Here is a 25,984-nt window from a genome sequence, read left to right on the forward strand (position 1 = left end):
AAACCTCGAAAAACAATCAAGGGAAGGCCAACCAAATTCGCCAGCTCATGTACAAAGTCGATGTACTGAATAACAGGATTGCCTGGGAACCTAGCTCCAAGAAGCGAGAACTCTACTTGACGCAACAGAACTTAGCCTTGGCGAACCTGTCACTTGCGCTTTCAAAGTAATTTTCTCGTCCGCAAGGCAAACTTTTCCTAGTCTTGATGTTTACCAGTGTGATGCCGCACAGGCCACCTTGCATCGAGAAGCTTGGTGACGGCTTAACTAAACGTTGACTCGCAAACTGTCAGTGTCGCTTCATGGTGCAAAAAATCAAACTGTTTGGAATAATGAGCGCCAGCCTCAGCCTGCATGCTCTAATTATTTACAAGGTCGTTAGCTTGTATTTTTCAATGTGAGCTGTCAGTTATTGTCATCTTGGCTCTCTTCAAACCCGTAAGTTCGATTGATGAAATCCCACCCCTTGACCGCTGCCCGCCTCCGTACTGTTTACTGCATATGGTCCAAATCATCTCTCGCAATCCGATAGTAGTACACCGTCTTTGATCCGGTTTTTCGGGCCTTATCTTTCCGATTTTTCAGGCCGACGAGCTCAAGAAGGTTGCTAAGGTGCTGGATCGGCTTTCTGTCGATGTCTCTGCGAGTTGCTATTCCAAACTGACCTTCGAAAAAATTCTTGAGCTTCTTTGAACGCTGGCAGGATCGGTTCGTTCGCTAGCGCCATCGCTCGCCACCGCCGCAATGCCGGATCGTTCAGATGTGCGGCGACATACGCGCGTGTTGTCGGGCGTGTGTCAAATCCGTAGGTCGCAAGGCGTGTCGCCATCGGCGCAAAAATTGCGTCGACCAACGAATACTCGCCACACAGCCACGGGCCCTTTGATCCCGTCACACCCCGCGCATGTGTCCACAATGCTTCGAGCCGGTCGAGTTCGGCCCCGATCGCAGGCGGTGGTGTCACCGTTTCATATGCGGCAGGCAAATTTACGGCCCAATCGCTGCGCAATCCGCCAAAGCTGGAATGCATTTCATTGGCCAAGGCACGCGCTGTCCCGCGGGCCAATCAGAGTTCTGTGACGAACAACATCACGCAACGTGATTGATCGTGCCCATGCGCCATGTGCCGTCCCAAGACATATCACTGACCGATAGGTTGTCGATCGGATGGGCCATGGCGTCATATGCACTGCACCCCATCGCCTGTCTGACTTGGGTCAGGATGGTTCCGAAATGTGCAACGGCGATGATATTGCGACCCGCATGGTCACGGTTCATTTTCTCGACCCACGGCGCAACACGTTCTGCGACATCGTTCCAGCTTTCACCTTTGGGTGCACGGATGTCTCCGGGGTTTTCCCAATAGGACCGGCTTAGAACTGGATCGCGTTTTTCAACTTCGGTGAAATGCATTCCGTCCCAGATGCCAAAATCAAACTCACGAATGTCGCGTGCGTGATCTAACCGCGTCCGTCCTAATGTATCGGCTGTCGCGACTGCGCGGATCAGATCCGAAGATACAACAACTGCGTCGTCTGGTAGATACGCGTTTAGCCGTGCGATCATTGCGGTATCCGATAGGTCCGCAGGGACATCGCGCCATCCACAAAATGATTTTTGGTGCGTTGGCCCATGACGAACCCACCACCACCGCGTCATTGCGCAGCCTCTGGCAGCGTCCCCTTTAGGACCTGTGGCAATCCGGCAGTGACCATGACCACCAAATCACAAGCCTCTGCAATGCGCTGGTTCATACGTCCGTGTTGATCCCGAAACGCGCGTGCCATCGCATTGTCTGGCACGATCCCGTGCCCCAGTTCGTTTGACACAATCACCATCGGAGCAGGGCAGGCTGCAACCGCATCCAATAACCCATGCACTTTTGCCTCTAGATCGCTTTCTTTCATGACGTGATTTGTCAGCCAGAGCGTCGCACAATCAAACAACACCACCTGATCCGATGTGCGTTTGGCGAGGATTTCATCCACTGCCAAGGGCGCTTCGATTGTTGTCCATCCGGCGCCTCGTGAAACTTTGTGCCGATCTATTTTATCGTGCATCTCGGGGTCCCAAACTTGGGCCGAGGCAATATAGATTTGCTCTTTTCCAGTGGTTTTGACCAACTTTTCAGCAAAAGCGGATTTGCCAGAGGCCGCGCCACCCAGCACTAATGTTGCATTTAGCAATGTCATTTCTGCACTTTCTTTGATCCGTCGGCCTTAACGATCCGTAAACAAGTTGCGTTCCAAAAGAAAGAACGCGCTGCCCAAAGACGATCAGGAGCGACCCATGGCACTAGATGGAACCTTCGACCCAAAGCTGACGCGTCGCGCAATGCGAGCCGAGTTATTGGACGCTGAAACAGAACTAAAGCTGGCGTACGCTTGGCGTGACGAACGATGCGAACAGTCTTTGCACCGCCTGATCACGGCCTACATGCGCCTCGCCATCTCGATGGCGTCCAAGTTCAAGCGTTATGGCGCTCCGATGAATGACTTGATTCAAGAGGCATCGCTCGGCTTAATGAAAGCTGCGGACAAGTTTGACCCAGACCGCGGCGTGCGGTTCTCGACCTACGCAGTCTGGTGGATCAAGGCCTCTATTCAGGACTATGTGATGCGCAACTGGTCGATGGTACGCACCGGATCAACGTCGTCGCAAAAATCCCTGTTCTTTAACCTTCGCCGTGTCCAAGCGCGCCTCGAGCGCGAAGCAGCGACCGCCGGAGAAGAGCTTGATCGCCACCAGATGCGCCAGATGATCGCGACCGAAGTCGGCGTCCCGCTTCATGATGTGGAGATGATGGAAGGGCGGCTCAGCGGGTCGGATTATTCTCTCAACGCCACCCAATCGTCCGAAGACGAAGGTCGTGAATGGATTGATGCGCTAGAAGACGACAGTGATCAGGCGGCTGAAAATGTCGAAAACGATCACGATACCGAAACATTGCGGTCATGGTTGGTCACCGCGCTCTCTGCGCTTAGCCACCGCGAGCAATACATCGTAACCGAGCGCAAGATCAAAGATCAGACACGCACACTGGAAAGTCTGGGCCATGAGCTGGGCCTGTCCAAAGAACGAATCCGCCAACTCGAAGCTGCGGCCTTTATCAAGATGCGTAAATCGCTCGAAGGTCAGTCGCGCGAGTTGCACCACTTTTTTGCGTAACGTTTCCCTAGCGTTGACGCAATTTTTTTCGACAGGAGCACGCCCCCCCGGTTGCTCCTGTCGACCCTCCACCTCTTGAGTTCGACCGCCGCGCACCCTATCCATTAAGGGTGCAACGACGCAAAGGGCGCGGACATGCCAGCAGGCAAACATATTCTCTTGATTATCGGTGGTGGTATCGCTGCGTTCAAATCCTTGGATTTGATCCGTCGTCTGCGCGAGCGTGGTGCGACGGTTACCCCTGTTTTGACCCGCGCTGCCGAAGAATTCGTGACACCTCTTTCAGTGTCGGCACTGACCGCGGCCAGGGTTTACCGCGACCTCTTTGATCTCACCGACGAGGCCGAGATGGGACATATTGAATTGTCCCGCGCAGCTGACTTGATCGTTGTGGCGCCGGCAACGGCTGATCTGATGGCGAAAATGGCGGGGGGGCATGCCAATGATCTCGCGTCGACATTGTTGCTGGCGACAGACAAACGGGTGCAGATCGCACCCTCGATGAATGTCCGCATGTGGGATCATCCCGCGACCCAACGCAACCTCGCAACATTGCAGTCAGACGGCGTTTTGGTTGTTGGCCCTGACGAGGGTGACATGGCCTGTGGTGAATACGGCCCTGGCCGCATGGCCGAGGTTCCCGCGATCATTGATGCAGTGGACCGTGCTCTTTCGGATGGGCCGCTTAACGGGAAGCACGTGCTTGTCACATCTGGCCCAACCCATGAACCAATAGACCCCGTACGCTATATCGCCAATCGTTCGTCAGGATCGCAAGGCACCGCAATTGCCACCGCACTGCGCGACCTTGGTGCGCGCGTCAGCTTTGTCACGGGGCCCGCCGACGTTGAACCACCAACTGGCGTCGATGTGATCCGCGTTGAAACTGCCGCTCAAATGCAGGACGCAGTAACCGCGGCTCTGCCAGCAGGCGCAGCGGTTTTTGCAGCTGCCGTTGCCGATTGGCGTGTGACCAGCGCCAGCAACAGCAAGATCAAAAAGACCAAAGACGGTCTGCCCACGCTTTCGTTTGCGGAAAACCCAGACATCCTCGCTGGCGTCTCGGCCCTGCGCGAAGGGCGGCCCCAATTGGTTGTGGGCTTTGCCGCCGAAACAGATGACGTAATCAAAAACGCGACTGCCAAACGCAAACGCAAAGGCTGTGACTGGATCGTTGCCAATGACGTGTCGCCCGAAACAGGGATCATGGGGGGGGCTGAAAACGACGTGACCCTCATCACAGCAGACGGAAGCGAAGACTGGCCGCGCATGGGTAAATCGCAAGTCGCACAGAAACTGGCGGCAGCAATCGCAGACGCGCTGGGCTAACGGATGCAGCCCACTGTTTTGATCGAACACCTCGATGGCGCAGACCCTGAAATCGCGCTGCCCAGTTACGAGACGGCAGGTGCAGCAGGTGCAGATGTACGCGCAAACTTTGAATTGGGGATGCGCGACGTCGGCACAACGATCCTACCTGGTCGCCGCGCTCTGATCCCAACGGGGTTGCGTGTCGCGATCCCGCATGGCTTTGAAATTCAGGTGCGTCCTCGTTCGGGGCTCGCGTTGAAGCATGGCATCACTTTGCCCAACAGCCCTGGCACAATAGATCATGATTATCGCGGCCCGTTAGGAGTGATCGTTATGAACGCCGGAACTGATCCGTTTCCCATTGCCCACGGCGACCGCATCGCCCAGCTGGTCGTAGCCCCCGTCGTTCAGGCGACATTCCAAATCGGTGGTTCGGACGAGACTGATCGCGGTGCGGGCGGCTTTGGCTCGACTGGCACAACATGATCGTCGTCTTGGTGATGGCCGCCACCCTATGGGGGATTGGCGCCGCGATGAATACGCCGCGCCGCGCCCGTTGGACCATGATTGGTGTTCTTTTTGCCGGTGTTCTAGCGATCCAATTCATCCTGCCCGACGGTCACCCCCTGCGCGAAGGCACTGGCAGCGATCCGCGTTTGTGGCTGTTGCTGGGCGGGCTGGGCGCATTGGTGTTTGCCTACCGCAAAGGCCTGATGGCGCTGCGCGCGCGCACTAACCCTGTGTCCATCGATCCACCCGCTCAGGCCCCCGGCACCTTTGCCGAGGTCGAGCTTGAACGCTACGCGCGCCACATCGTTCTGCGCGAAATCGGCGGTCCCGGACAAAAGGCGCTCAAGACCGCAAAGATCCTTGTGATCGGGGCAGGCGGTCTCGGCTCGCCCGTGCTGTTATATCTCGCCGCAGCAGGCGTCGGCACCATTGGCGTTATTGATGACGACAGTGTCGAGAACACGAACCTTCAACGCCAAGTGGTCCACACGGACACCCGCATTGGCACGCCCAAGGTGTTTTCTGCCGAAACCGCGATCAAGGCACAGAACCCCTTTGTCACAGTGCGCCCCTATCACCGCCGCCTGACAGCGGATATCGTGCAGGACCTGTTTGCTGAATACGATATCGTTCTCGATGGCACCGATAATTCTGACACTCGCTATCTGGTCAATGCGACCTGCGTGGCGCTTGGAAAACCTCTTGTCGCGGCTGCCCTGACCCAGTTCGAGGGGCAGATCAGCGTCTATGATCCCGCCAACGATGCGCCTTGCTACGCTTGCGTCTTTCCAAAGGCTCCTGATCCTGCCCTCGCGCCCAGCTGCGCCGAGGCGGGTGTTCTTGGCCCCTTGCCCGGCGTGGTTGGTGCGATGATGGCAGTCGAGACTGTCAAATTGATCACCGGTGCGGGCGCTCCCTTGCACGGTCAAATGCTTATCTACGATGCGCTCTATGGTGAGAGCCGCAAAATCGCCCTAAAACGAGATCCCAACTGCTCGGTGTGCGGAACGCTGTAATCGGCATCCCAACACCCTATCTATTGTTCCAAAGGAGCACTGCCATGACCAATCCTCTGTTGACCGACTGGACCGACAACTTCGGACTTCCGCCCTTTGATCAGATCACCGACGATCACTATGCCCCTGCGATGGACGCTGCTCTAGAAACGGGTCTCGCAGCAATTGGCGCGATTGCGGACAACACAGATCCCGCGACATTTGAAAACACGATCGAGGCGCTCGAGCTTGCCGACCACGACCTGTCCCAAGTCGCCTCGGCCTTCTACACGGTTGCGGGGTCGGACAGTAATGACACGCGCCAAAATCTCATGCGCGATTTCTCACCGAAACTTTCGGCATATTCGTCAGAGATCACGAACAATGCAAAATTGTTCGCGCGGGTCCAATCCGTTTGGAATGCCCGCGATGACCTGGACCTGACGGATGAACAACAACGGGTCTTGATGCTGACCCACCGCAGTTTTGTCCGGTCTGGCGCTGAATTGACGGGCGATGCCGCCGCGCGTCTGACCGATGTTAAATCGTGCCTCGCCAGTCTTGGGACGGAATTCACCCAAAACCTGCTGGCCGATGAACGCGATTGGTTCATGGATTTGGACACGGATGGCCTGATCGGCCTACCTGATTTCGTTGTGGCCAGCGCCCGCGCAGCAGGGGACGAAAAGGGCGCCGCTGGACCGGTCGTCACTTTGTCGCGGTCTTTGATCGTGCCATTCCTGCAATTCTCTCAACGTCGCGATTTGCGCGAAAAGGCGTACGAGGCGTGGACCGCCCGTGGCGCAAATGGTGGCAAAACAGACAACCGTGCAATCGCGGCTGAAATCCTCGCCCTGCGTCATGAACGGGCGCAATTGCTCGGTTACGAGAACTTTGCGACTTACAAGCTCGAGACCGAAATGGCGAAAGCGCCATCGGCTGTGCGCGACCTGTTGCACAATGTCTGGACCCCCGCCAAAGCCAGCGCCGAGGCCGACGCCGAAATCCTGACCCGCATGCTGCACGCGGACGGGTTTGATGGCCCTCTCGAGCCGTGGGACTGGCGGTTTTATTCGGAAAAGCGGCGCAAGATCGAGCATGATCTCGACGAGGCTGAGCTAAAGCCTTACTTGCAGCTGGACCGCATGATCGAGGCGTCTTTTGACTGTGCGACGCGGCTCTTTAATCTGGAATTCAAACCTGTCGATGTCCCGCTCTATCATGACGACTGTCGCGCATGGGAAGTGACCCGTGACGGCACGCATTTGGCAATCTTTGTAGGCGACTACTTTGCCCGTGGCTCAAAACGTTCAGGTGCATGGTGTTCTGCGATCCGGTCACAGAAACGGCTGTGGGTGGACCAACGCCCACATGTCATAAATGTGTGCAATTTTGCTAAACCGGCTAAAAATAACCCCGCATTGCTGTCGTATGATGATGCACGGACATTGTTCCACGAATTCGGCCACGCATTGCATCAGATGCTATCCGACGTAACATACGAGAGCATCAGCGGCACATCGGTCGCACGTGATTTCGTCGAACTGCCCAGCCAACTTTATGAACACTGGCTCGAAGTGCCAGAGGTTCTCCAGTCGTTTGCCACCCACGCCACAACGGGTGAACCGATGCCGGCAGACATGCTCGAACGGCTGCTTGCGGCTTCGACCTATGACATGGGTATGTCGACCGTAGAATACGTGGCCTCGGCGCTTGTTGATCTAGAATTTCACGACGGCCAAGCCCCGAAGGATCTGATGCAAAAGCAGGCGGAAATTCTGGAAAGCATCGGCATGCCCCACGCCATCCGGATGCGCCACGCGACACCGCACTTTGCCCATGTGTTCTCGGGTGACGGATATTCCAGCGGCTACTACAGCTATATGTGGTCCGAAGTTATGGACGCCGATGCCTTTGAAGCATTTGAAGAAGTTGGCGATCCGTTTGACGCGGACATGGCGCGTGCCTTGGAAACCCACATCCTATCAGCGGGCGGCAGCCAAGAGGCCGATGTTCTCTATACAAAATTCAGGGGTCGTATGCCGGGTGTCGAGGCGTTGCTCAAGGGCCGCGGGCTAGACGCAGCCTAGTCGCGCAATTCGCTCGGTTTGACGCCCCACAGCGCGGATTTAGGCGCCCAACCACGGTAGCCGCCTGCATTCAGGCGGCACCACGCGGGCTGGCATTCGCCCAACCGTGCAACAACGCCGGCTTCGAGCCGTGCATTTTCCGGCGCATTGGGATCGGGGCGCGCGTATAACGTCAACAGATCAGCATCAATGATCACGGTGCGAGTGCCAGACAACAGCGAATAATGAACCCAGCCGCCTTGACCTTCGCGGTCGCGAACGCGCCGCCAGTTGCCATATTCGGCAGTGATTTCCAGCGGCATATCGCGGCGTTTGAACACCCAATCGATCCGGTGGCTCAGCGATGGACCACGCCGCACATTCCCCTCGGACGCCTTGAGCGACACAAATCGCGGTATCGGAAGATTGGTCACTGGGCCACGCTCTTGGGCGCTGCACACAGTTGTGGTCGCTGCCAATATGGCGGCGGCTAGAACGGATTTGAAAACACTGCTCATCGTCCCAAAGGACCTCACCTAGATACTGCCTCTTGGGCGCGGTGGTTCTTGTGCCTCGCGTCCCATTTGGGGCAACCTTGCATAAACCACAGATCAAAAAAAGAATCGGAGTGTCAAAATGAGCGGGAAACGTCTGAGTGTTGTCGTGACGCGACGGTTGCCACCTGTCGTCGAGACGCGGCTTTCCGAACTTTTTGACACCAAATTGCGCAATGACGATACGCCCATGACCCGTGCCGAGCTGGTCGAGGCGATACAAACTGCCGATGTTCTCGTCCCCACAATCACCGACAACATTGATGCGGGTCTCTTGGGGCAGGCGGGCGAACAGCTGCGTCTGATTGCCAATTATGGGGCAGGGGTCGACCACATTGACACATCCACAGCGCACCAACGTGGCATTCTGATCACCAACACGCCCGGTGTTGTCACCGATGATACAGCGGACATGACGATGGCAATGATCCTGAGCGTGACCCGCCGCATTCCCGAAGGGCTCGCCCAGATGCAGCGCGGCGAATGGGCGGGTTGGTCGCCAACCGCCCTGATGGGGGGGCGCATCGCGGGCCGACGTCTGGGGATTCTTGGAATGGGCCGCATCGGTCAGGCGGTTGCCCGTCGCGCGGCAGCGTTCGGGATGCAGGTGCATTACCACAACCGCAAACGTCTACGCCCCGAAATCGAGGATGCCCTTGGCGCGACCTATTGGGAGAGCCTTGATCAAATGGTGGCGCGCATGGACATCCTATCGATCAACTGCCCGCACACCCCGTCGACCTTTCACCTTATGAATGCGCGACGTCTGAAACTGATGAAACCCAATGCCGTGCTGATCAACACCTCGCGCGGCGAAGTTGTTGACGAAAATGCGCTGACCCGGATGTTGCGATCGGGTGAAATCGCGGGTGCAGGCCTAGACGTTTATGAACGCGGTGCCGAGATCAATCCGCGCCTGCGGGAATTGCCAAATGTCGTGCTGTTGCCGCATATGGGATCGGCGACTGTCGAAGGCCGTATCGAGATGGGTGAAAAGGTGATCATCAACATCAAGACGTTCGATGATGGTCACCGCCCGCCTGATTTGGTCGTCCCCGCGATGCTTTAGGGCCACCTAAGCGGCATCGTCTTCGTGACTGATTTCTGTCTGACCGCCTTGATGTAGTAATCCATCTTGTGGTTCGGAAACGTCATATAAGGCAACGTCAGTTCATAGCGGTGTCCGGTCTGTCTGGCGTTCTGGAACGGGATCAGTTTAGGCACTAACTTTGGCACTTTGTCATAACTCAATCTGATGTTCAGAATACGGTGTTCCCCTTTCAAAAGCTGTTTTCCAAACAGCGGCGTTGGACAGCCAAAAACAATGGCCGGCACCCCATATGCCAGTGCCAGCAGCTGTGCCGCCGCACCCGCCAGTGAATGACCCATCACGCGCTTAACGCGCTGTCCCTTTACCATTTTGTCGACCCGTTCGGCATAGCGGAAAAACCCACGATGCCACTTGGTGCCCACGATTGATGGAACCCCGCCGAAATTATTTCCATCAATCCTGTACGCCGCGACATCGGCGTTTTTGTCCCAATCGACATACCGCTCGTCGGTGCCGCGCAGAACCAACGTCCCATCCTTCAACAGATAGGCCTGCACCCCGTCGTCGTTGACCTCATCAACAGGTGTACTGGGGAATTTTCCGTCATAGCTGGCATCTACAAGATATGCGGCGTCGATAACTTTCATGACATTTCCCCTGACTTAGTGCTCGCACAAGCCTTTCAAAATATGTCTGAAAAGCGCGTCACTGCTGCGTCACAACAGCCTTACGGATCTGTCAAACCTCTGGGCCGCGCGGTCCAGAGGTGCAGATCACCCGCATTGTTCTATTTGTAGGTTTGGTCCGGTCCGGGGAAGCTGCGATCGCGCACTTCTTCGGCATAGGCTTTGACCGACGCCTCGATTTGTGGGCCCAAATCCCCGTAGACTTTGACGAATTTGGGTGTCCAAGCGTTCAGGCCCAACATGTCCTCGAGCACCAAGATTTGACCGTCGCAATCAGCAGACGCGCCAATCCCGATTGTCGGAATATGGACCTGCTTGGTGATCTTGGCGGCCAGCGGTTCAACCATGCCCTCTAGCACAACGGCAAAGGCACCAGCCTCGGACACGGCCTTGGCGTCTGCCTCGTGCAAATGCCATGTGTCTTCGTCGCGACCTTGGGTTTTGAACCCGCCCATGACGTGGCTCGACTGTGGGGTCAGGCCGATATGGGCCATCACCGGAATGCCGCGTTCTGTCAAAAACCGGATGGTTTCAGCCATGCGTGCGCCGCCTTCTAGTTTGACCGCACCACATTGGGTTTCTTTCATGATCTTGGCCGCATTGCGAAACGCGACGCCTGGGCTTTCCTCATAGGTGCCAAAGGGCATATCGACCACAATCAGCGCCTTTTGCGTGCCGCGGACGACCGCCTTGCCGTGCATGATCATCAGATCCAGCGGGACCCCGACAGTGCTGTCCATTCCGTGCATCACCATGCCCAAACTGTCACCCACAAGGATGAAATCAGCATACCGATCCACAATCGCCGCAGTGTGCGCATGGTAGCTGGTCAATGATACGATCGGCTCGCCGCCTTTGCGGTTGGCGATTTGGGGGACAGTTGTCCGGCGAATGGTCTCTGTTTGTGAACTCACGGTGCAATCTCTCTTTGGTCGATCAACAGGACGTCACCAAACTGTGCGGACAGCATGATGGCAATGGGTTTGGTCAAAGGGCCCTGCGCGGGCTCTAGCGTATCGCTCCACACGATATCCACCGCAGACAGGTCAGCGCGCGATTCGCTGTTTATCATGCCACGGATCAAATCGTCGATGGCACTGATTGTCGTTTCTTGCCGGGCGAGATGCGCGGCTTGCGTCAGTGCCTGTGACAACACGACTGCGGCTGCACGATCAGCCTCTGGCAAACGGACGTTCCGCGATGACATCGCCAATCCGTCTGCCTCTCGGACTGTGGGCACACCAATGATCTGGATCGGGAAATGCAAATCGCGCACCATCCGTTTGATCACCTGCAGCTGTTGGAAATCCTTTTCGCCAAAGAACGCAAAGTCAGGCTGTACGATGTTGAACAACCGCGCGACCACGGTCGTGACACCGCGAAAATGGCCGGGTCGTACCTTGCCGTGCAAAGTGTTCGCCAACCGCGTCGTTTCGACAATGGTTTCGTCCCCTTCGGGATAGATATCGCCGGTGTCAGGGATCAGAACCGTGTCAACGCCAGCCGCCTCTAGCATTACTAAATCGCGGCTTTCGTTGCGGGGATATGCGTCCAAATCGGTGGCCTCGCCAAACTGGGATGGGTTCACATAGATTGTCGCGATAACACAACTCGCCTTGGCTTTGGCCTGTTCAACCAACGCCATGTGGCCGTTGTGCAAGAACCCCATCGTCGGGACCAAGCCGATTGTATCCGTCGGCTTTTTCGACGCGGCGATGCTGCTCCGGATCTCAGAAATACTACGGCAGACTATCATCAACGCATCCAACTGGTTTGGCTCTGCGCCGTTCTAACGCGCAGGGCTCGCGATCTCAACTAGCTGCGAGGCGTCAACACGGCCGGCGAAAACAAGACGCCGAACTGTTCGCACCAAATGACCAACGACTTATAGGCGCTCAAATCCTCGCCCATGGGCACGTAATAGGCTTGGTCGCCTACATTTCCTTTGAGCTGGCCCAACGACAAAAAGGCTTCGCCTTTGACATCCGAACTGCTCTGCGGATCGGGGTGCGCCGACAGCCAGACCTCAAGGTCCGGACCGTTGGTTACTTCGAATGCGCTGAGCTGGACTTGGATCATACCGTCGGTGTCCCGCACGATCGTGACCTCTCCGGTGCCACGATGGGCCCCGTCCGCGTCAACCAATGTGCCACCTGCGATGACTGCGAACCCGCTTCCGCCGTCCAAATTCTCGCTGACGACCTCGTCAAACAAAAGTGGTGAAAACAAATACCATATGATCGCGCCAAACACGGCACCCATTACAAAGCCCGATCCGAAGAATCCAATAAATCGCCGCATAACAACCCCTTATGGTCACCTCGAGCCTAACACCAAAACCCCCAACCGACCAAGAGGTCGCATTTTCGCGTTTTTGCGTCGGCTGGCTTTGGCGTCTTGCGTGCCAATAGGTCATTGTCTGGGCAACATGTTCAGGGAATCAATGCTATGAAAACTCAGGTCAAAGCCCTTGTCGTCGGCGGCGGTGCTGTCGGAACCTCAATCGCCTATCACTTGGCCAAAGCCGGTTGGGATGACGTGATGTTGCTGGAACGCGACGAGCTCACGTCTGGCTCGACTTGGCACGCGGCTGGTTTGTTGCCTCTGTTCAACATGTCCTACGCGACAACTCACATCCACAAATACTCGGTCGATTTCTATAAATCGCTCGAAGGGGAAACAGGCCTGAACGCGGGCTTTGCGGTCGTCGGCAACCTGCGCATGGCGCAGACACAGGAACGCATGGACGAATACATGCTCTATGCGTCGACTGCTGAAACCTGTGATGTGCCCTACGAATGGATGACCCCTGATCAGATCAAGGCGAAATGGCCCCTGATCCGTACCGAAGACCTCAAGGGTGCTATTTACCACAATACGGACGGCTATATTAACCCTGCGGACGTCACCATGGCGATGGCCAAAGGTGCGCGCCAACGTGGTGTGATGATCGAACGCAAATGGCAGGCCGACGCCTATCATTGGACGGGCACCCATTGGGAAGTCACCGCCACCAAGATGGTGGAAAAGGGCGGCAACCTCGTGCCCTCGGACGAACAGATCGTCATCACCGCGGAACATGTCATCACGGCCTCGGGCAACCACGCCCAAACCACCGCGAAAAAGCTAGGGATCAAAATCCCCGCCATTCCGGTCGAACACCAGTTCATCGTCATGGACCAAGACCCCGCGCTGGTGGAATACCGCGCCGAGGGCAATCCAGAGCACCCCGTCATTCGCGACGCTGACGCGCAATCCTACGTGCGCGAGGAACGCGGCGGCTGGATCTTGGGCGTCTACGAGAAAGACGCACCGGCCCAGTTTGAACACGGTGTCCCCGATGCCTTCCGCGCCGATCTCTTCCCGCTCGCGCTCGACCGGATCGAAGAGCAATATATGGCGATGATCCACCGCATCCCGTCTTGCGAGGAAAGCGGGCTCAAGGATGATTTCAACGGCCCGATTTGCTATACACCAGACGGCAACCCGCTCGTGGGTCCGGCACCTGGTTTACGCAATATGTGGCTGGCCGAGGGCTTCTCGTTTGGCATCACAGCGGCAGGTGGTACAGGCTACTACCTCGCTCAGATGATGGTCGACGGCGAGGCCGAGATCGATATGGCGTCGCTCGACCCCAAACGCTACGGCAACTGGATGACCACCGAATTTGCAGCACGCAAAAACGAAGAGTGCTACGAACACGTCTACATCCTGCACCACCCCGACGAAGAACGCCCCGCCTGCCGCCCCTTGCGCACAGCACCAGCGTTTGATCGCCAAAAGGCACGTGGCGCACAGTTCGGCTGGGTCAATGGCTGGGAACGCCCCAACTATTATGGCCCGCTTGATGCACCTGAAACCTTTGACTACGACGCGCGATCCTTCCGCCGTGGTGGCTGGTGGCAGCACGCTGTCGATGAGGCCAAATCCATCCGCGAGGGTGTTGGCCTGATCGACGCAACCGCGTTTACCAAACACATCGTTCGCGGTCCCGGTGCCACGCAGTTCCTCGATTGGTTCACCTGCAACAAACTGCCCAAGATTGGCCGGATCAACCTGACCTATGCGCTGACCTCTGCTGGTACGACGCGCACCGAATACACCATCGTGCGCAACGGCGAGAACGACTATTACCTCGTGTCTGCTGGTGCTTGGACAGCCTATGACGCCGACTTCTTGCGCAAAGCGGCCGAGGATAAGATGGACGAATTCGGCTATGTCGAAATCCACGATGTCACGACCCAATGGGGCGTCTTTGCCATCGCAGGTCCAAAATCCCGCGATGTCTTGAACGCTGTCATCAACGACGCCGATCCAGCAACGGCGTTGTCGAACAAACGCTTCCCATGGCTGTCGGCACGCCAGATCGAACTGGGCATGTGCCCCGTCAACGCGATCCGCGTGGCCTATACCGGCGAGCTGGGTTGGGAATTGCACCACCCGATCGAGATGCAGAACTATCTCTTTGATCTGCTCGAAACGGCGGGTGAACCACACGGAATGAAGCTGGTCGGTGCGCGTGCGCAAAACTGGCTGCGTCAGGAAAAATCCTATCGTGCGTTCGGCAACGAACTGGGCCGCGATGCGACACCAGCCGAGGCTGATTTGCCGCGCTTTATTGACCTGTCAAAAGAGTTCCACGGCAAACAAGCAATGCAAGACACTGGCATTCGCAGCACCTGTGTGACCCTGCTGATTGATGGACCGGATGACGCTGATCCATGGGGCCACGAGGCGCTCTATCACGGCGATACACGCGTTGGGCGTTTGACGTCTGGTGGCTATTCCGTGGCGTTCGAAAAGAGCATCGGCATGGGCTATGTCCCCGTTGATCTAGCTGTTCCGGGCACAGTGCTGCAGGTGAAAATGCAGGACAAACTGTTCACGGCAACCATCACCGAAGACAGCCCCTACGACCCCAAGAACGCGACCATCCGCGTCGACGCCTAACCTATGATCTGAGACGGTCCGGCAGCAGCTGGGCCGTCACATCAGTCCCCAGCTCTGATGGTCGCCCGCTAACCATATCGGCCAGAAACTGGCTGGCTGCGGGGGATGTCTGGATGCCGTAGCCGCCCTGACAGGCACACCACACCCAGCTCGCGTCTGCAGGATCGGGCCCCAAAACCAATGACCGATCTGGCGCGAAGGTGCGCAGGCCCGCCCATGAGGACAGTAATCGCGTCACTGGTTCGGTCACATGCGCTTCGTATCGGGCGAACCCCTCGGCCAGAACCATATCGTCGGCCCATGCGTCATGCGGCTCGACCAGTTCCTCATCCGCAGGAGACACCAACAACGCACCTGCGTCAGGTTTCGCATACCATGTCTCGCCCGGGCCAAAGATCATAGGCCAGCTGCTTACATCGTGGCCGCCGGGCGCTGGGATGCGGCCCATTGATCGGCGCAGCGGTGTGGCACCCAATGGCGCGACGCCCGCCAGTTTGGCGACTTGATCGACCCAAGCACCCGCCGCGTTGACGATCACACGGGCCTCATAGGTCTCGCCAGCCTCGACAACCCAACCCGTGGGAATTTTGCGAATGGCCGTGACCCCTGCGCCGGTGACCACCCGACCACCGTTGGCGCGGGCATCTGCGGCAAAACATTGGATCAACCGATCCGTATCAATATCCAGCGCGTCCGAATGCCACGCGGCGCGGTCCACGACGTTGGGGTTCAAAATCGGCAACATCGCGCGGGCTTCTTCAACGCTCATCGCGTTTAGCGACATGGTTTTGCAATCGGCGGCAAAATCCTCGGCGGTATCTGCGGTGCCAATCATCATCAAACCACGTGGCGACAGAAACCCGCCATGCGCAGTCTCGTGGTAGATGCGGCTCGCGGCATTCAGCGCGACGGTCGAGGGTTTGCCATAACTTTCCTCGAACAACGCGGCTGACCGCCCCGAGGCGTGATAGCCTAGCGCACTCTCGCTCTCGAGCAATAAAATGGATCCCAATTCGGACAAACGAGCAGCCGCAGATGCGCCTGCCATTCCCCCGCCAATAATCAAAAAGTCTATCATTCAAAAACTCTGGCACGCCGTGATCCAAAGGAAAAGGCCCACGCTTGCGCGCGGGCCTTTGAGTTTGATTTTGACCGCCCCGTGATCGGGACGCAGCACCCTCGCTTATTGCGGGATGTCGCCTGTTAGGCCTTCAATGTAGAAGCCCATGCCAGCCAATGTGCCATCGTCAGCAGTCTCGCCTTCAGCCAACCAGACCGAACCGTCCTGCTTGTTGATTGGGCCAGTGAACGCGTGGTACTCGCCCGATGCGAGGCTGTCGCGCAGTGCTTCTGCTTCTGCTTTGATGTCGGCAGGAACTGCGTCGGTGATTTCACCGATTGCAACCATGCCAGCGCCAATGCCGTCCCATGTGTCAACGCTTGCCCATGTGCCGTCGATGACGGCCTGTGTACGTGCGATGTAGTAAGGCGCCCAGTCGTCGATGATCGACGATACGCGTGGGCTTGGGCCGAACTGTGCCATGTCAGATGCCTGACCAAAGCCGATCACGCCGCCAGCGTCTTGAGCCGCAGCCAAAGGCGCAGTCGAGTCTGTGTGCTGCATGATAACGTCAGCACCTTGCTCGATCAGAACTTTGGCAGCTTCAGCTTCCTGCGCTGGGTCGAACCATGTGTAGACCCAAACGATCTTGAACTCGACGTCAGGGTTTACGCGGCTTGCGTGCAGATAGGCCGAGTTGATGCCACGGATAACTTCTGGGATCGGGAAGGATCCGATGTAACCGATGATATTGCTCTCGGTCATCTTGCCCGCGATGTGGCCCTGAACAGCACGACCTTCGTAGAAGCGTGCAGAGTATGTGGACACGTTACCGGCGCGCTTAAAGCCAGTGGCGTGCTCGAATTTTACGTCTGGGAATTTGGCCGCAACGTTGATGGTCGGGTCCATGTAGCCGAACGATGTTGTAAAGATCAGGTCAGCACCTTCCAGTGCCATCTGTGTCATCACACGCTCAGCGTCTGCACCTTCTGGCACGCTTTCAACGAACACAGTTTCTACTGCGTCACCGAAATGCTCTTCGACGGCCAAACGGCCTTCGTTGTGCTCGTAGGTCCAGCCGCCGTCGCCCACTGGGCCGACATATACAAAGCCGACTTTGGTAGGCTCGTGGCCTGCAGCCATCGCACCTGTTGCGAGGCCAAGTGCAACTGCCGCACCGGTCATGATGTTGGTAAATTTCATAGGTAGGTTTCCCCCTGGTTGGTCTTGAGCAGCGCCTCGATTAGCTCGAGGCATGGAACGTCCGGCCCAATGAACCGGGCGCGCGTCCCGCGGACATTACGACAAGGACGATGATCGTGGCTAGATATGGAGACATCGAAAGCCACAAAGTTTCGTTCCGAAACAGATTAATTCCGAAAATGCTGTTAAAAATGGCAGTGATTGCCGCAAAGATCGCAAAAACAATCGCGCATTTGATCCATCCGGATGCTGATTCTTGCCGGCCCGACCTGCGCAATAGACCGTAGACGATCAAGAGAATCACCGCAGTTGCGGTCGACAACCAAATCAGCACTTCAACCAATGGCAGCGAAGCCGCCTGTAGGTTCAACTGTAGCACAGTGACCCCACCAAAGAGATAGGCACCTAGCAACGCACGTACGGGCTTCCAACTGGCAAAGACAACAATCGCGAGCGCGATCCATCCAGCACCTGCCGTCATTCCTTCGGTCCACTGCGGCACACGAACCAGACTGATATAGGCCCCGCCCAAACCTGCGCAGGCCCCGCCAATCGCAATCGCCATCAACCGTATGCGCACAACCTTGTAGCCCAGCGCATGCGCTGCATCATGGTTCTCACCCACAGCGCGCAACACCAGACCGGCCCGCGAATATTTAAGCATCCACCAAACGGCGACTGTCAGCGCCAGACCGACATAGACCATCAAATCGTGGCTGAACAAAATCCGCCCAACGATTGGCAGATCACTGAACACGGGCAGGTCGAGCCGCATAGACGTCGGCCCGCGTACACCCTGATATCCCTGACCCAACAGCGCACTTAGCCCCAAACCAAACAACGTCAGTGCCAGACCACTGGCCACTTGGTTCGCCATCAACACTTGGGTCAAAAAGCCAAAGACCAGCGATAGCAGCGCCCCACCGATCGCCGCACCGGCAAATCCCAAAACAGGGCTGCCGCTTTCGACTCCGACAATAAACCCACAGATCGCGCCTGTGATCATCATTCCCTCAACTCCGAGGTTCAGAACACCGGCACGCTCGACCACCAATTCGCCGAGTGCTGCCAGCAGAATTGGTGTCGCCGCAACCATGAGCGACGCGATCAGAATGACCAGACTGATTGATGATCCGTCCATTATGCAATACCCCGCTTAACTCGTTTCAGCGAAAAGTTCGTGAACACGTCCATTCCTAGCAAGAAGAACAACAGCATCCCTTGGAACATTTGAATGGCGGCTCCAGGCAGGCCCAGATTGCTCTGAGCAATCTCGCCACCAATATACGTCAGCGCCATCAACGCACCTGCAGCCAAAATTCCAAACGGATTCAATCGACCCAGAAACGCCACAATGATCGCCGTAAAGCCATAGCCCACGTTAAAGTCGATCGTGATCTGACCCGCAGGGCCGGAGACTTCGAAAAGACCTGCAAGACCGGCCAAGACACCAGACGCTCCAAGGCAGAAAAAGATCAACCGCCCGGGGCTCACGCCCGAGAATTTCGCGGCACGGGGGCTTTGGCCCGATAGCTTGATGTTAAAGCCCATGATGTGACGGTTCAGCAAAATATGCGCAACGATCACGGCAACCAATGCGGCCACCACGCCCCAGTGAATACCCGATCCTGCAATCAACTCTTTGTTCGCGGCGCTGGCGTATTGCTGCAAATTCCGCGAACCCGGAAAGCCCATGCCATCGGGGTTCTTGAGAACACCCAAGGCCGCCGCCGACAGCAATGCTTCGGCGACATAAACCATCATCAACGTCACCAGAATTTCACTAGTTCCGCGCCGCACTCTAAGAAACGCAGGCACTAACGCCCACAACAGGCCGCCCACGGCCCCGCCGATCACCATCAGTGGAAAGATGATCCAGCTTTCCCATGGATAAAACGCCAGCCCCACGGCCGCGCCAGTGACGGCCGCGATGACATACTGGCCTTCGGCACCGATGTTCCAAATCCCCGCGCGAAAGCCTAACGAAAGCCCCAGCGCGATCAGGACCAATGGCGCACCTTTGATCAACAATTGCGGTCGGTAGTAGAACGAAAACTCGCCGAACAGCGGTTCCCAGAAAATCACTTTGATCGCGGTCAACGGCTCTTTGCCCAACAGCGCGAACATCAAGCCACCTGCAATCATTGTCATTACAACAGCAAGAAGCGGCGCACCAATCGCCCAGCCACGCGACGGCGTGGGTCGTTTTTCAAGCTTCCACATGAGCGACCTCCATATCGTGGGCGCCGCCCAACATCAGACCAATCTCGTCCACGCTCAGCCCACTGGCGGCACGCGGCGCACTCAACCGGCCTTCGTTCAGCGCGGCGAACCGGTCACTGATTTCCATTAATTCATCGAGGTCCTGACTGATCACAATGACCGCCGCACCCCCCGTCGCCAGATCTAGCAAAGCCTGCCGGATCGATGCGGCCGCTGCGGCGTCCACGCCCCACGTCGGTTGGTTCACGACCAACACCTCTGGGCGTTGCATAACTTCGCGGCCAATCACGTATTTCTGCAGGTTGCCGCCCGACAGCGCGCGCGCAGCAACATCCGGCCCAGGTGTACGTACGTCGAACTGTTCGATGATCTGTTCAGCAAACTTTCGCGCTGAACCCCAGTTCACAAACCCTCGATTTGTCAGCCCTTCGCGCACAGTACCGGTTAGGACAGCGTTCTCCGTCAGGCTCATGTCAGGCGCGGCCGCATGGCCTAGCCGTTCTTCGGGTGCGCAAAGCAGGCCCAGACCGCGGCGCGCATTTGGCCCCAACCGGCCAATGTCTGCGCCATGCAATTGCACAGCTCCGGCTTCGACCAAAATCTCGCCTGAAAGGGCCGCCAGCAGTTCATCCTGCCCGTTGCCCGCAACACCGCCAATCCCCAGCACTTCGCCCGCTCGGACCTCGACACTGATATCGCGCAGCGACGTGCCAAATGCGCTGGGCGAGGCGGCCGAGACACTATTGAGCGCCAAAATGACATCACCCATCTCGCGGGCGGCACGTTCGGGCGTGTGCAGTGTTCCACCGACCATCATTTCGGCCATCGTCCGAGCGGTCTCGACCTTGGGGTCGCACTTGCCGACCACCTTGCCCATTCGCAAAACTGTGGCGGCATCACACAGTGTCCGAATTTCCTCGAGCTTGTGCGAAATATACAAAATCGCTGTCCCTTCGGCGCTAAGCTTGCGCAGGGTCTCGAACAAAATATCGACTTCTTGTGGCGTCAGAACGCTTGTCGGTTCGTCCATGATCAAAAGCTTGGGATCTTGCAACAAACACCGGATAATTTCGACCCGCTGCTGCTCGCCTGCGGATAGATCACCGACAATGCGGTCAGGGTCCAATGGCAGGCCGTAGGTTTCGGATACGTTCCGGATTTCAGCAGCTAGCTGGCGTTGATTGGGCGGGTTTTCCATCCCTAGCGCGATGTTCTCGGCGACGTTCAATGCGTCAAACAGACTGAAATGCTGGAACACCATCGCGACACCGGATGCCCGCGCCACACGCGGCTCAGCTGGGGCAAAGGTGGTGCCGCTCAGAGTCATGGCTCCTGCGTCTGGCTTAACCAGACCATAGATCATCTTGACCAGGGTCGACTTGCCTGCGCCGTTTTCTCCGAGCAACGCATGCACTTCGCCGCGCTCGATCTCGAAAGACACATCATCGTTTGCCACGACGCCAGGATAGGCTTTGGTCAGCCCCTCTAACGTCAATAGTATGTCACTCATCCCAACTCCCCCAAGCGCACGGTTCGGTGCGCGCCTTTCACTATGTCCGTGGCAACGCCAATCGCAATAGCCTGCGGGTGTTTGCCCAGCTCGGGCGCACCGATTGGACATAAAATTCTGTTGATCTGTACCGGCGCGTGCCCCAATCCGGCCAACCGCTTGCGGAACCGTGCCCATTTGGTGGCTGATCCGATCAATCCGGCGCTGCCAAACGGCTGGCTCAGAATCGCATGACACAACCCAAGGTCCAGATCATGGCTATAGGTCAACACCAAATGCTCGGCGTGATCTGGGGCATGGCGAACCGCTTGTGTCGGATCAGTTGCGACCAACACATCCACACCGTTAGGCACGTCGCTTGGAAACCGGTCCGCACCTGTATCAACCCAAGTCAGTGTGAGGTCGGGCAGGGGTGCCAAAACATCGACAATTGCGCGGCCCACATGGCCAGCCCCATAAATCCAAATTGCGCGATCAGGCTGAACGCGGTCTTCTGCAAACCAACCTGCCGAATAACCGGGGTGCCGGCCAAACGCTGGCCGATCCCCTGCGGCCATCACGGGCCGCACATATGGGAAATTCTCGGGCAGGGTCGCCGCTTCGAACCGCTCCCACAACAGGGTTACCGCCCCACCGCAACATTGCCCCATGTCGGGTCCCAGCGCGACAGTGCGACCCTGACGATCAGTGCCGGTTTCGATCATCTGACGGGCGCGCGCGGCGGCTTCGAACTCTAACGTCCCGCCGCCAATCGTGCCGTCCTGTCCGTCTGCCCAGACCAACATGGCAGTGCCGATGTCGCGCGGTGCTGACCCTTTGACCTGAACCAAAACGACACGCACAACCACACCGTGATCGGCAATCGTATTGGTCAAAGTGTTCAAGTCAAAGCTCATGACTGCGCACGTCCAACAGCGGCCAGTACCGCCTCTGCAGTCGCGGGCGCCTGTAGGTCGGGATATGTTGCACCACTCGCCGCGACCGCATCGCTGAGTGCAAAGAACACTGCATTGCCTAACATGAACGGCGGCTCACCCACGGCTTTGGACCGATAGATGGTGTCTTCTCGGTTGCGCCCGTCCCATAAATCCACATTGAACACATCTGGCCGGTCGCCACATGCGGGGATTTTGTAGGTTGATGGCGCATGCGTGCGCAGCCGTCCGGTGTCATCCCAAACCAGCTCTTCTGTTGTCAGCCAGCCCGCGCCCTGAACAAAGCCGCCTTCGACTTGGCCGATGTCCAGCGCAGGGTTCAGGGATGCACCCGCATCATGCAAAATATCGGTGCGCAAAATTCGGTTTTCGCCAGTAAGCGTGTCGACCACGACCTCGCTGATTGCGGCTCCATAGGCAAAATAGAAAAACGGTCGGCCGCGTCCTGCGATCCGGTCCCATTCGACGTCTGGCGTCGCATAAAACCCTGTCGACGATAGGCTCACACGCGCCTGATAGGCCAGCATCACGGCCTCGGCAAAGGTCATACTGTGATCGCCTGCGATGACTTGGTTGTCGTTGAACTGGACATCGTTGGCCGTCACACCCGCGCGTTCGGCATGAAACACCGCCAACCTTTCGCGGATCGTGTCACAGGCGGCTTGCACGGCCATGCCATTTAGGTCCGTGCCAGACGAGGCTGCCGTTGCAGAGGTGTTGGGCACCTTGCCGGTATCCGTTGCCATTATGCGGATGTGGTCCATATCGACGCCAAATCGGGACGCTGCAACCTGCGCTACTTTCTGGAATAATCCTTGGCCCATTTCGGTGCCGCCGTGGTTCAGCTGGATTGATCCGTCTTGGTAGACATGCACCAAAGCCCCGGCTTGGTTTAGATGGGTCAGCGTAAAGGAAATCCCGAACTTGACCGGGCAAAACGCGATGCCGCGTTTCAGGATTGGCGAGCCAGCATTCCAGTCGGCAATTGCGGCACGCCGCGCGGTATAGTCGGACTGCGCAAGCAACTCGTCTGTCATGGCGTGCAGCTCAAAATCTGTCACTGGCATGTGGTACGGCGTTGTTTGCGCGTCGTTCTCTCCCGCCGCTGCATAGTAGTTCACCCGCCGCACCTGTGCGGCATCCATCCCCAACGCGTGGGCCACGTGATCCATCACCCGCTCGATCCCTAGCATCCCCTGAGGGCCGCCAAAGCCGCGAAATGCGGTCGCCGATTGCGTGTGGGTTTTCATCCGGTGCGATGTGATCCGCAAATGATCCAGCAGATACGCATTGTCCGCATGCAGCATTGCGCGATCGGCCACCGGCAACGACAAATCCTGCGCCCAGCCGCATCGCGCCCAGTGCGTGAAATCCACGGCGTGCAATCGGCCATCGTCGTCAAAGCCTATATCATAGGCCACACGAAATTCGTGCCGCTTGCCCGTGATCATCATATCATCGTCGCGGTCATACCGCATTTTGCATGGCGCGCCCGTATGCCTCGCGGCCACGGCACAGGCCACGGCCAGCGCGTTGCCTTGGCTTTCCTTGCCGCCAAACCCGCCGCCCATCCGGCGAATTTCGACACGCACCCCATGCATCGGCACGCCGATCGCATGGGCGACCTTGTGTTGAATTTCTGTCGGGTGCTGGGTCGATGATTGGATCACCATATCCCCGTTCTCTTGGGGCATCGCAAGGGCGGCCTGACCTTCGAGATAGAAATGCTCTTGGCCGCCCATCTCGAACGATCCGCTGATTCGGTGGCTGGCCGCGGCAAAGCCGTCCTCCAATGCACCCTTTTCGTAAATCCGCGGTACGTCTTCAAAACGGCTGTCGACTGCCAATGCATCATCGATCGTGAGGATCGCAGGCAACGCATCGAAGCTCGCTTTGGCTTTGGCCGCTGCATGACGCGCCGCATGATGCGACGTTGCCACCACCAAAAACAGTGGCATCCCGTAGTACATGATCTCGCCCGTACACAGCATCGGCTCGTCATGGACGGACGGCGATACATCGTTCTCAAACGGCATGTCATCTGCGGTCAGAACGGCGACAACCCCATCCGCTGACCAAACAGCGCTCAGATCCAGATCGGCAAGGGTTCCATGCGCGATCTCTGACGTGCCAAAGGCCAGATGCAGCGTTCCCGCTGGCATCGGGACATCATCTACGTAACGTGCAGCACCAGTCACATGCAGGGCGGCTGCGTCATGGGGTAGGGGGTTACGCACACTCATAGCGACACCTCCAACACACTGGTCGGAGCGCCAGCGAGATCATGAAAATAGCGGCGTAGCATGTTCTGTGCAGCCTGCATCCGGTAGTCGGCCGAGGCGCGCATATCGGTCATCGGTGTGTAGTCCGAGGTCATCGCCTCTGTTGCGGCCTCGATGGTCTCTGGGGTCCACGGTTGACCTAACAGCGCTGCCTCGCACCCGCTGGCCCGCAGCGGTGTTCCCGCCATCCCGCCAAATGCAATGCGGGCGGAGCGAACGGTGTCATCTGCCACCTCGACGTTAAAACACCCGCACACAGCCGAGATATCTTGGTCAAAGCGTTTGCTCAGCTTGTAACACCGCAGGGCAGCGGCCTCTTTCGGCAGGCTTACGGCTTCGACAAATTCAGCCGCCACGCGGTCCTGTTGGCCGTAGGCGACAAAGAAATCCTCGATTGGCATCGCGCGCCGCTCGGCACCCCGTCGTAGATGCAACGTCGCCCCAAGAGCGATCAGCGCTGGAGGGTTGTCCCCGATAGGTGATCCATTGGCGATGTTGCCACCAATAGTCGCCGCATTGCGCACCTGAGTTGATCCATACCGGCGGATCATTTCGGCGTAGCTTGGCAAAGTGTCTGCCACAGCAGCACCAACATCTGTCATCGTGGCCATTGCCCCAATGTGCAGAGTATCACCTGTGTCGATGATCGCCGCGAGATCAGGCACATGAGCCAGAAACGCGACCTCTTCCAGATCCCGCATTTGCTTGGTCACCCAAAGCCCCACATCCGTGGCCCCTGCGATTAGGGTCGCCTCTGGGTTGGCTACATACCAATCGGCAAAGTCATCCAAACTTGCAAATGACGCGGCCTCGGCCAGCTTGTCTTGGGCGCCCAAGTGGGGTGTGTCGTTCACCCAAGTTGGAACTGGCAACTCTTGGACCGCTTCAGCCGCGCGAATGATCGGGGCATAGCCCGTGCAACGGCACAGATTTCCGGCCAGTTGCGTGTCGTGATCCGTTGCACCATTCAGATGCGCCGTCGCCATCGAGACAACAAAGCCGGGCGTGCAGAAACCGCATTGCGATCCGTGGTGGTCGATCATCGCCTGCTGGACAGGGTGCAAGGTGCCGTCAGCGTCGCTCATGCCTTCGACTGTCCGGACCGCTTTGCCATTCAGTTGCGGCATAAACAGGATACAGGCGTTCAGGCTACGAGCGCCGTTCGTGTCGGTTACCATGACCGAACACGCGCCACAGTCCCCTTCGTTACAACCTTCTTTGGTGCCGGTCAGTTGTGGATGCGCACGCAACCAATCTAGCAGCGTCGCTGTTGGGGCAACGTCGGTTGTGACGGTCTCTCCGTTTAGAAGAAACGTAATGTTCATGAATTTGACCTGCCGCGGTACCAGTGTCAGCGGGATGTCTGAACCTCGATGCGGCGTAGAGGAGCAAACCCGTTGCATCAATGAAAGCGTCCCGCGCACGATTTGGCAAGTGTTTAGTCCAAAAGCGCACGTGGACCTGCCGTCAGTCACAC

Annotated in this window: 22 protein-coding genes and 1 pseudogene; 7 read left to right on the forward strand and 16 right to left on the reverse strand. The window is 57.5% G+C overall.

What is annotated here, in order from left to right; all coding sequences use genetic code 11:
* Nucleotides 1-607: 607 nt before the first annotated feature.
* From TR2A62_RS15200 to cobU, 3 genes are read right to left on the reverse strand one after another with little or no spacing between them, the layout of a single operon-like run.
* Nucleotides 608-1,066: a glutathione S-transferase gene (locus TR2A62_RS15200; protein WP_009159259.1), complete on the reverse strand. Its 459-nt coding sequence runs from the start codon at nt 1,064-1,066 to the stop codon at nt 608-610.
* Nucleotides 1,067-1,089: 23 nt separating this feature from the next.
* Nucleotides 1,090-1,659, reverse strand: coding sequence for a histidine phosphatase family protein (locus TR2A62_RS15205; RefSeq protein ID WP_009160286.1), 570 nt, complete (start codon nt 1,657-1,659; stop codon nt 1,090-1,092).
* Nucleotides 1,656-2,192 carry a bifunctional adenosylcobinamide kinase/adenosylcobinamide-phosphate guanylyltransferase gene (cobU, locus tag TR2A62_RS15210; RefSeq protein ID WP_009160888.1) on the reverse strand — a complete coding sequence of 179 codons (537 nt, stop codon included), beginning with the start codon at nt 2,190-2,192 and terminating at the stop codon, nt 1,656-1,658. Before cobU ends, TR2A62_RS15205 begins: the two co-directional genes overlap by 4 nt.
* Nucleotides 2,193-2,289: 97 nt before the next feature.
* Between cobU and TR2A62_RS15215 the strand changes: the two genes are divergently transcribed.
* From TR2A62_RS15215 to TR2A62_RS15235, 5 genes are all read left to right on the forward strand, one after another.
* Complete coding sequence (locus TR2A62_RS15215; RefSeq protein ID WP_009158213.1) at nt 2,290-3,168, forward strand: RNA polymerase factor sigma-32; 879 nt, start codon at nt 2,290-2,292, stop codon at nt 3,166-3,168.
* Between the two features lie 135 nt (nt 3,169-3,303).
* On the forward strand, nt 3,304-4,497 hold the full coding sequence (gene coaBC / locus TR2A62_RS15220; protein WP_009158617.1) for a bifunctional phosphopantothenoylcysteine decarboxylase/phosphopantothenate--cysteine ligase CoaBC: 1,194 nt from the start codon (nt 3,304-3,306) through the stop codon (nt 4,495-4,497).
* Between the two features lie 3 nt (nt 4,498-4,500).
* Nucleotides 4,501-4,965: a dUTP diphosphatase gene (dut, locus tag TR2A62_RS15225; RefSeq protein WP_009157523.1), complete on the forward strand. Its 465-nt coding sequence runs from the start codon at nt 4,501-4,503 to the stop codon at nt 4,963-4,965.
* The gene (locus tag TR2A62_RS15230; RefSeq protein ID WP_009157519.1) at nt 4,962-6,005 is read left to right on the forward strand and encodes a molybdopterin-synthase adenylyltransferase MoeB; all 1,044 of its coding nucleotides are present in this window, start codon (nt 4,962-4,964) and stop codon (nt 6,003-6,005) included. Before dut ends, TR2A62_RS15230 begins: the two co-directional genes overlap by 4 nt.
* A gap of 44 nt (nt 6,006-6,049) precedes the next feature.
* Nucleotides 6,050-8,074 (forward strand): M3 family metallopeptidase, encoded by a 2,025-nt coding sequence (locus tag TR2A62_RS15235; RefSeq protein ID WP_009159065.1) that lies wholly within the window; start codon nt 6,050-6,052, stop codon nt 8,072-8,074.
* On the opposite strand, the gene TR2A62_RS15240 is transcribed toward TR2A62_RS15235, so the two are convergent.
* The gene (locus TR2A62_RS15240; protein ID WP_009160177.1) at nt 8,071-8,571 is read right to left on the reverse strand and encodes an SH3 domain-containing protein; all 501 of its coding nucleotides are present in this window, start codon (nt 8,569-8,571) and stop codon (nt 8,071-8,073) included. The two genes, TR2A62_RS15235 and TR2A62_RS15240, sit on opposite strands and share 4 nt — an antisense overlap.
* Nucleotides 8,572-8,689: 118 nt before the next feature.
* Between TR2A62_RS15240 and TR2A62_RS15245 the strand changes: the two genes are divergently transcribed.
* Nucleotides 8,690-9,676 carry a D-glycerate dehydrogenase gene (locus TR2A62_RS15245; RefSeq protein ID WP_009159673.1) on the forward strand — a complete coding sequence of 329 codons (987 nt, stop codon included), beginning with the start codon at nt 8,690-8,692 and terminating at the stop codon, nt 9,674-9,676.
* Here the strand turns inward: TR2A62_RS15245 and TR2A62_RS15250 are convergent.
* The 4 genes from TR2A62_RS15250 to TR2A62_RS15265 form a co-directional block, all read right to left on the reverse strand.
* Nucleotides 9,673-10,305, reverse strand: coding sequence for a hypothetical protein (locus TR2A62_RS15250; RefSeq protein ID WP_009158253.1), 633 nt, complete (start codon nt 10,303-10,305; stop codon nt 9,673-9,675). The genes TR2A62_RS15245 and TR2A62_RS15250 overlap by 4 nt on opposite strands.
* Nucleotides 10,306-10,445: 140 nt before the next feature.
* Entirely contained in the window at nt 10,446-11,258 is an 813-nt protein-coding gene (panB, locus tag TR2A62_RS15255) for a 3-methyl-2-oxobutanoate hydroxymethyltransferase (protein ID WP_009158821.1), read from the reverse strand.
* Entirely contained in the window at nt 11,255-12,100 is an 846-nt protein-coding gene (gene panC, locus TR2A62_RS15260) for a pantoate--beta-alanine ligase (RefSeq protein ID WP_040820844.1), read from the reverse strand. Before panC ends, panB begins: the two co-directional genes overlap by 4 nt.
* A gap of 59 nt (nt 12,101-12,159) precedes the next feature.
* Nucleotides 12,160-12,645 (reverse strand): DM13 domain-containing protein, encoded by a 486-nt coding sequence (locus TR2A62_RS15265; RefSeq protein WP_009160281.1) that lies wholly within the window; start codon nt 12,643-12,645, stop codon nt 12,160-12,162.
* A gap of 147 nt (nt 12,646-12,792) precedes the next feature.
* Between TR2A62_RS15265 and TR2A62_RS15270 the strand changes: the two genes are divergently transcribed.
* Nucleotides 12,793-15,294 carry an FAD-dependent oxidoreductase gene (locus tag TR2A62_RS15270; RefSeq protein WP_009157982.1) on the forward strand — a complete coding sequence of 834 codons (2,502 nt, stop codon included), beginning with the start codon at nt 12,793-12,795 and terminating at the stop codon, nt 15,292-15,294.
* A 1-nt stretch (nt 15,295) separates the two neighbouring features.
* Here the strand turns inward: TR2A62_RS15270 and TR2A62_RS15275 are convergent, their stop codons facing one another.
* The 8 genes and pseudogenes from TR2A62_RS15275 to xdhA all read right to left on the reverse strand — a co-directional run bounded on the left by TR2A62_RS15275 (nt 15,296) and on the right by xdhA (nt 25,832).
* The gene (locus TR2A62_RS15275) at nt 15,296-16,372 is read right to left on the reverse strand and encodes an FAD-binding oxidoreductase (protein ID WP_009160191.1); all 1,077 of its coding nucleotides are present in this window, start codon (nt 16,370-16,372) and stop codon (nt 15,296-15,298) included.
* A gap of 105 nt (nt 16,373-16,477) precedes the next feature.
* Nucleotides 16,478-17,557: a BMP family ABC transporter substrate-binding protein gene (locus TR2A62_RS15280; RefSeq protein ID WP_009158353.1), complete on the reverse strand. Its 1,080-nt coding sequence runs from the start codon at nt 17,555-17,557 to the stop codon at nt 16,478-16,480.
* Between the two features lie 340 nt (nt 17,558-17,897).
* Nucleotides 17,898-18,698: pseudogene (locus tag TR2A62_RS15285) on the reverse strand (ABC transporter permease); the annotation flags it as partial.
* On the reverse strand, nt 18,698-19,780 hold the full coding sequence (locus tag TR2A62_RS15290) for an ABC transporter permease (RefSeq protein ID WP_009158163.1): 1,083 nt from the start codon (nt 19,778-19,780) through the stop codon (nt 18,698-18,700). The gene TR2A62_RS15290 and the pseudogene TR2A62_RS15285, both read right to left, overlap by 1 nt.
* On the reverse strand, nt 19,767-21,290 hold the full coding sequence (locus TR2A62_RS15295; protein WP_009160610.1) for an ABC transporter ATP-binding protein: 1,524 nt from the start codon (nt 21,288-21,290) through the stop codon (nt 19,767-19,769). The genes TR2A62_RS15290 and TR2A62_RS15295 overlap by 14 nt, the downstream gene beginning before the upstream one ends.
* Nucleotides 21,287-22,186: a xanthine dehydrogenase accessory protein XdhC gene (xdhC, locus tag TR2A62_RS15300; RefSeq protein ID WP_009157696.1), complete on the reverse strand. Its 900-nt coding sequence runs from the start codon at nt 22,184-22,186 to the stop codon at nt 21,287-21,289. The genes TR2A62_RS15295 and xdhC overlap by 4 nt, the downstream gene beginning before the upstream one ends.
* Complete coding sequence (gene xdhB / locus TR2A62_RS15305) at nt 22,183-24,468, reverse strand: xanthine dehydrogenase molybdopterin binding subunit (RefSeq protein WP_009160383.1); 2,286 nt, start codon at nt 24,466-24,468, stop codon at nt 22,183-22,185. Before xdhB ends, xdhC begins: the two co-directional genes overlap by 4 nt.
* Complete coding sequence (xdhA, locus tag TR2A62_RS15310) at nt 24,465-25,832, reverse strand: xanthine dehydrogenase small subunit (RefSeq protein ID WP_009159126.1); 1,368 nt, start codon at nt 25,830-25,832, stop codon at nt 24,465-24,467. The genes xdhB and xdhA overlap by 4 nt, the downstream gene beginning before the upstream one ends.
* Nucleotides 25,833-25,984: the final 152 nt, after the last annotated feature.

Source organism: Thalassobium sp. R2A62, from assembly GCF_000161835.1.
Classification (GTDB): Bacteria; Pseudomonadota; Alphaproteobacteria; order Rhodobacterales; family Rhodobacteraceae; genus Thalassobium.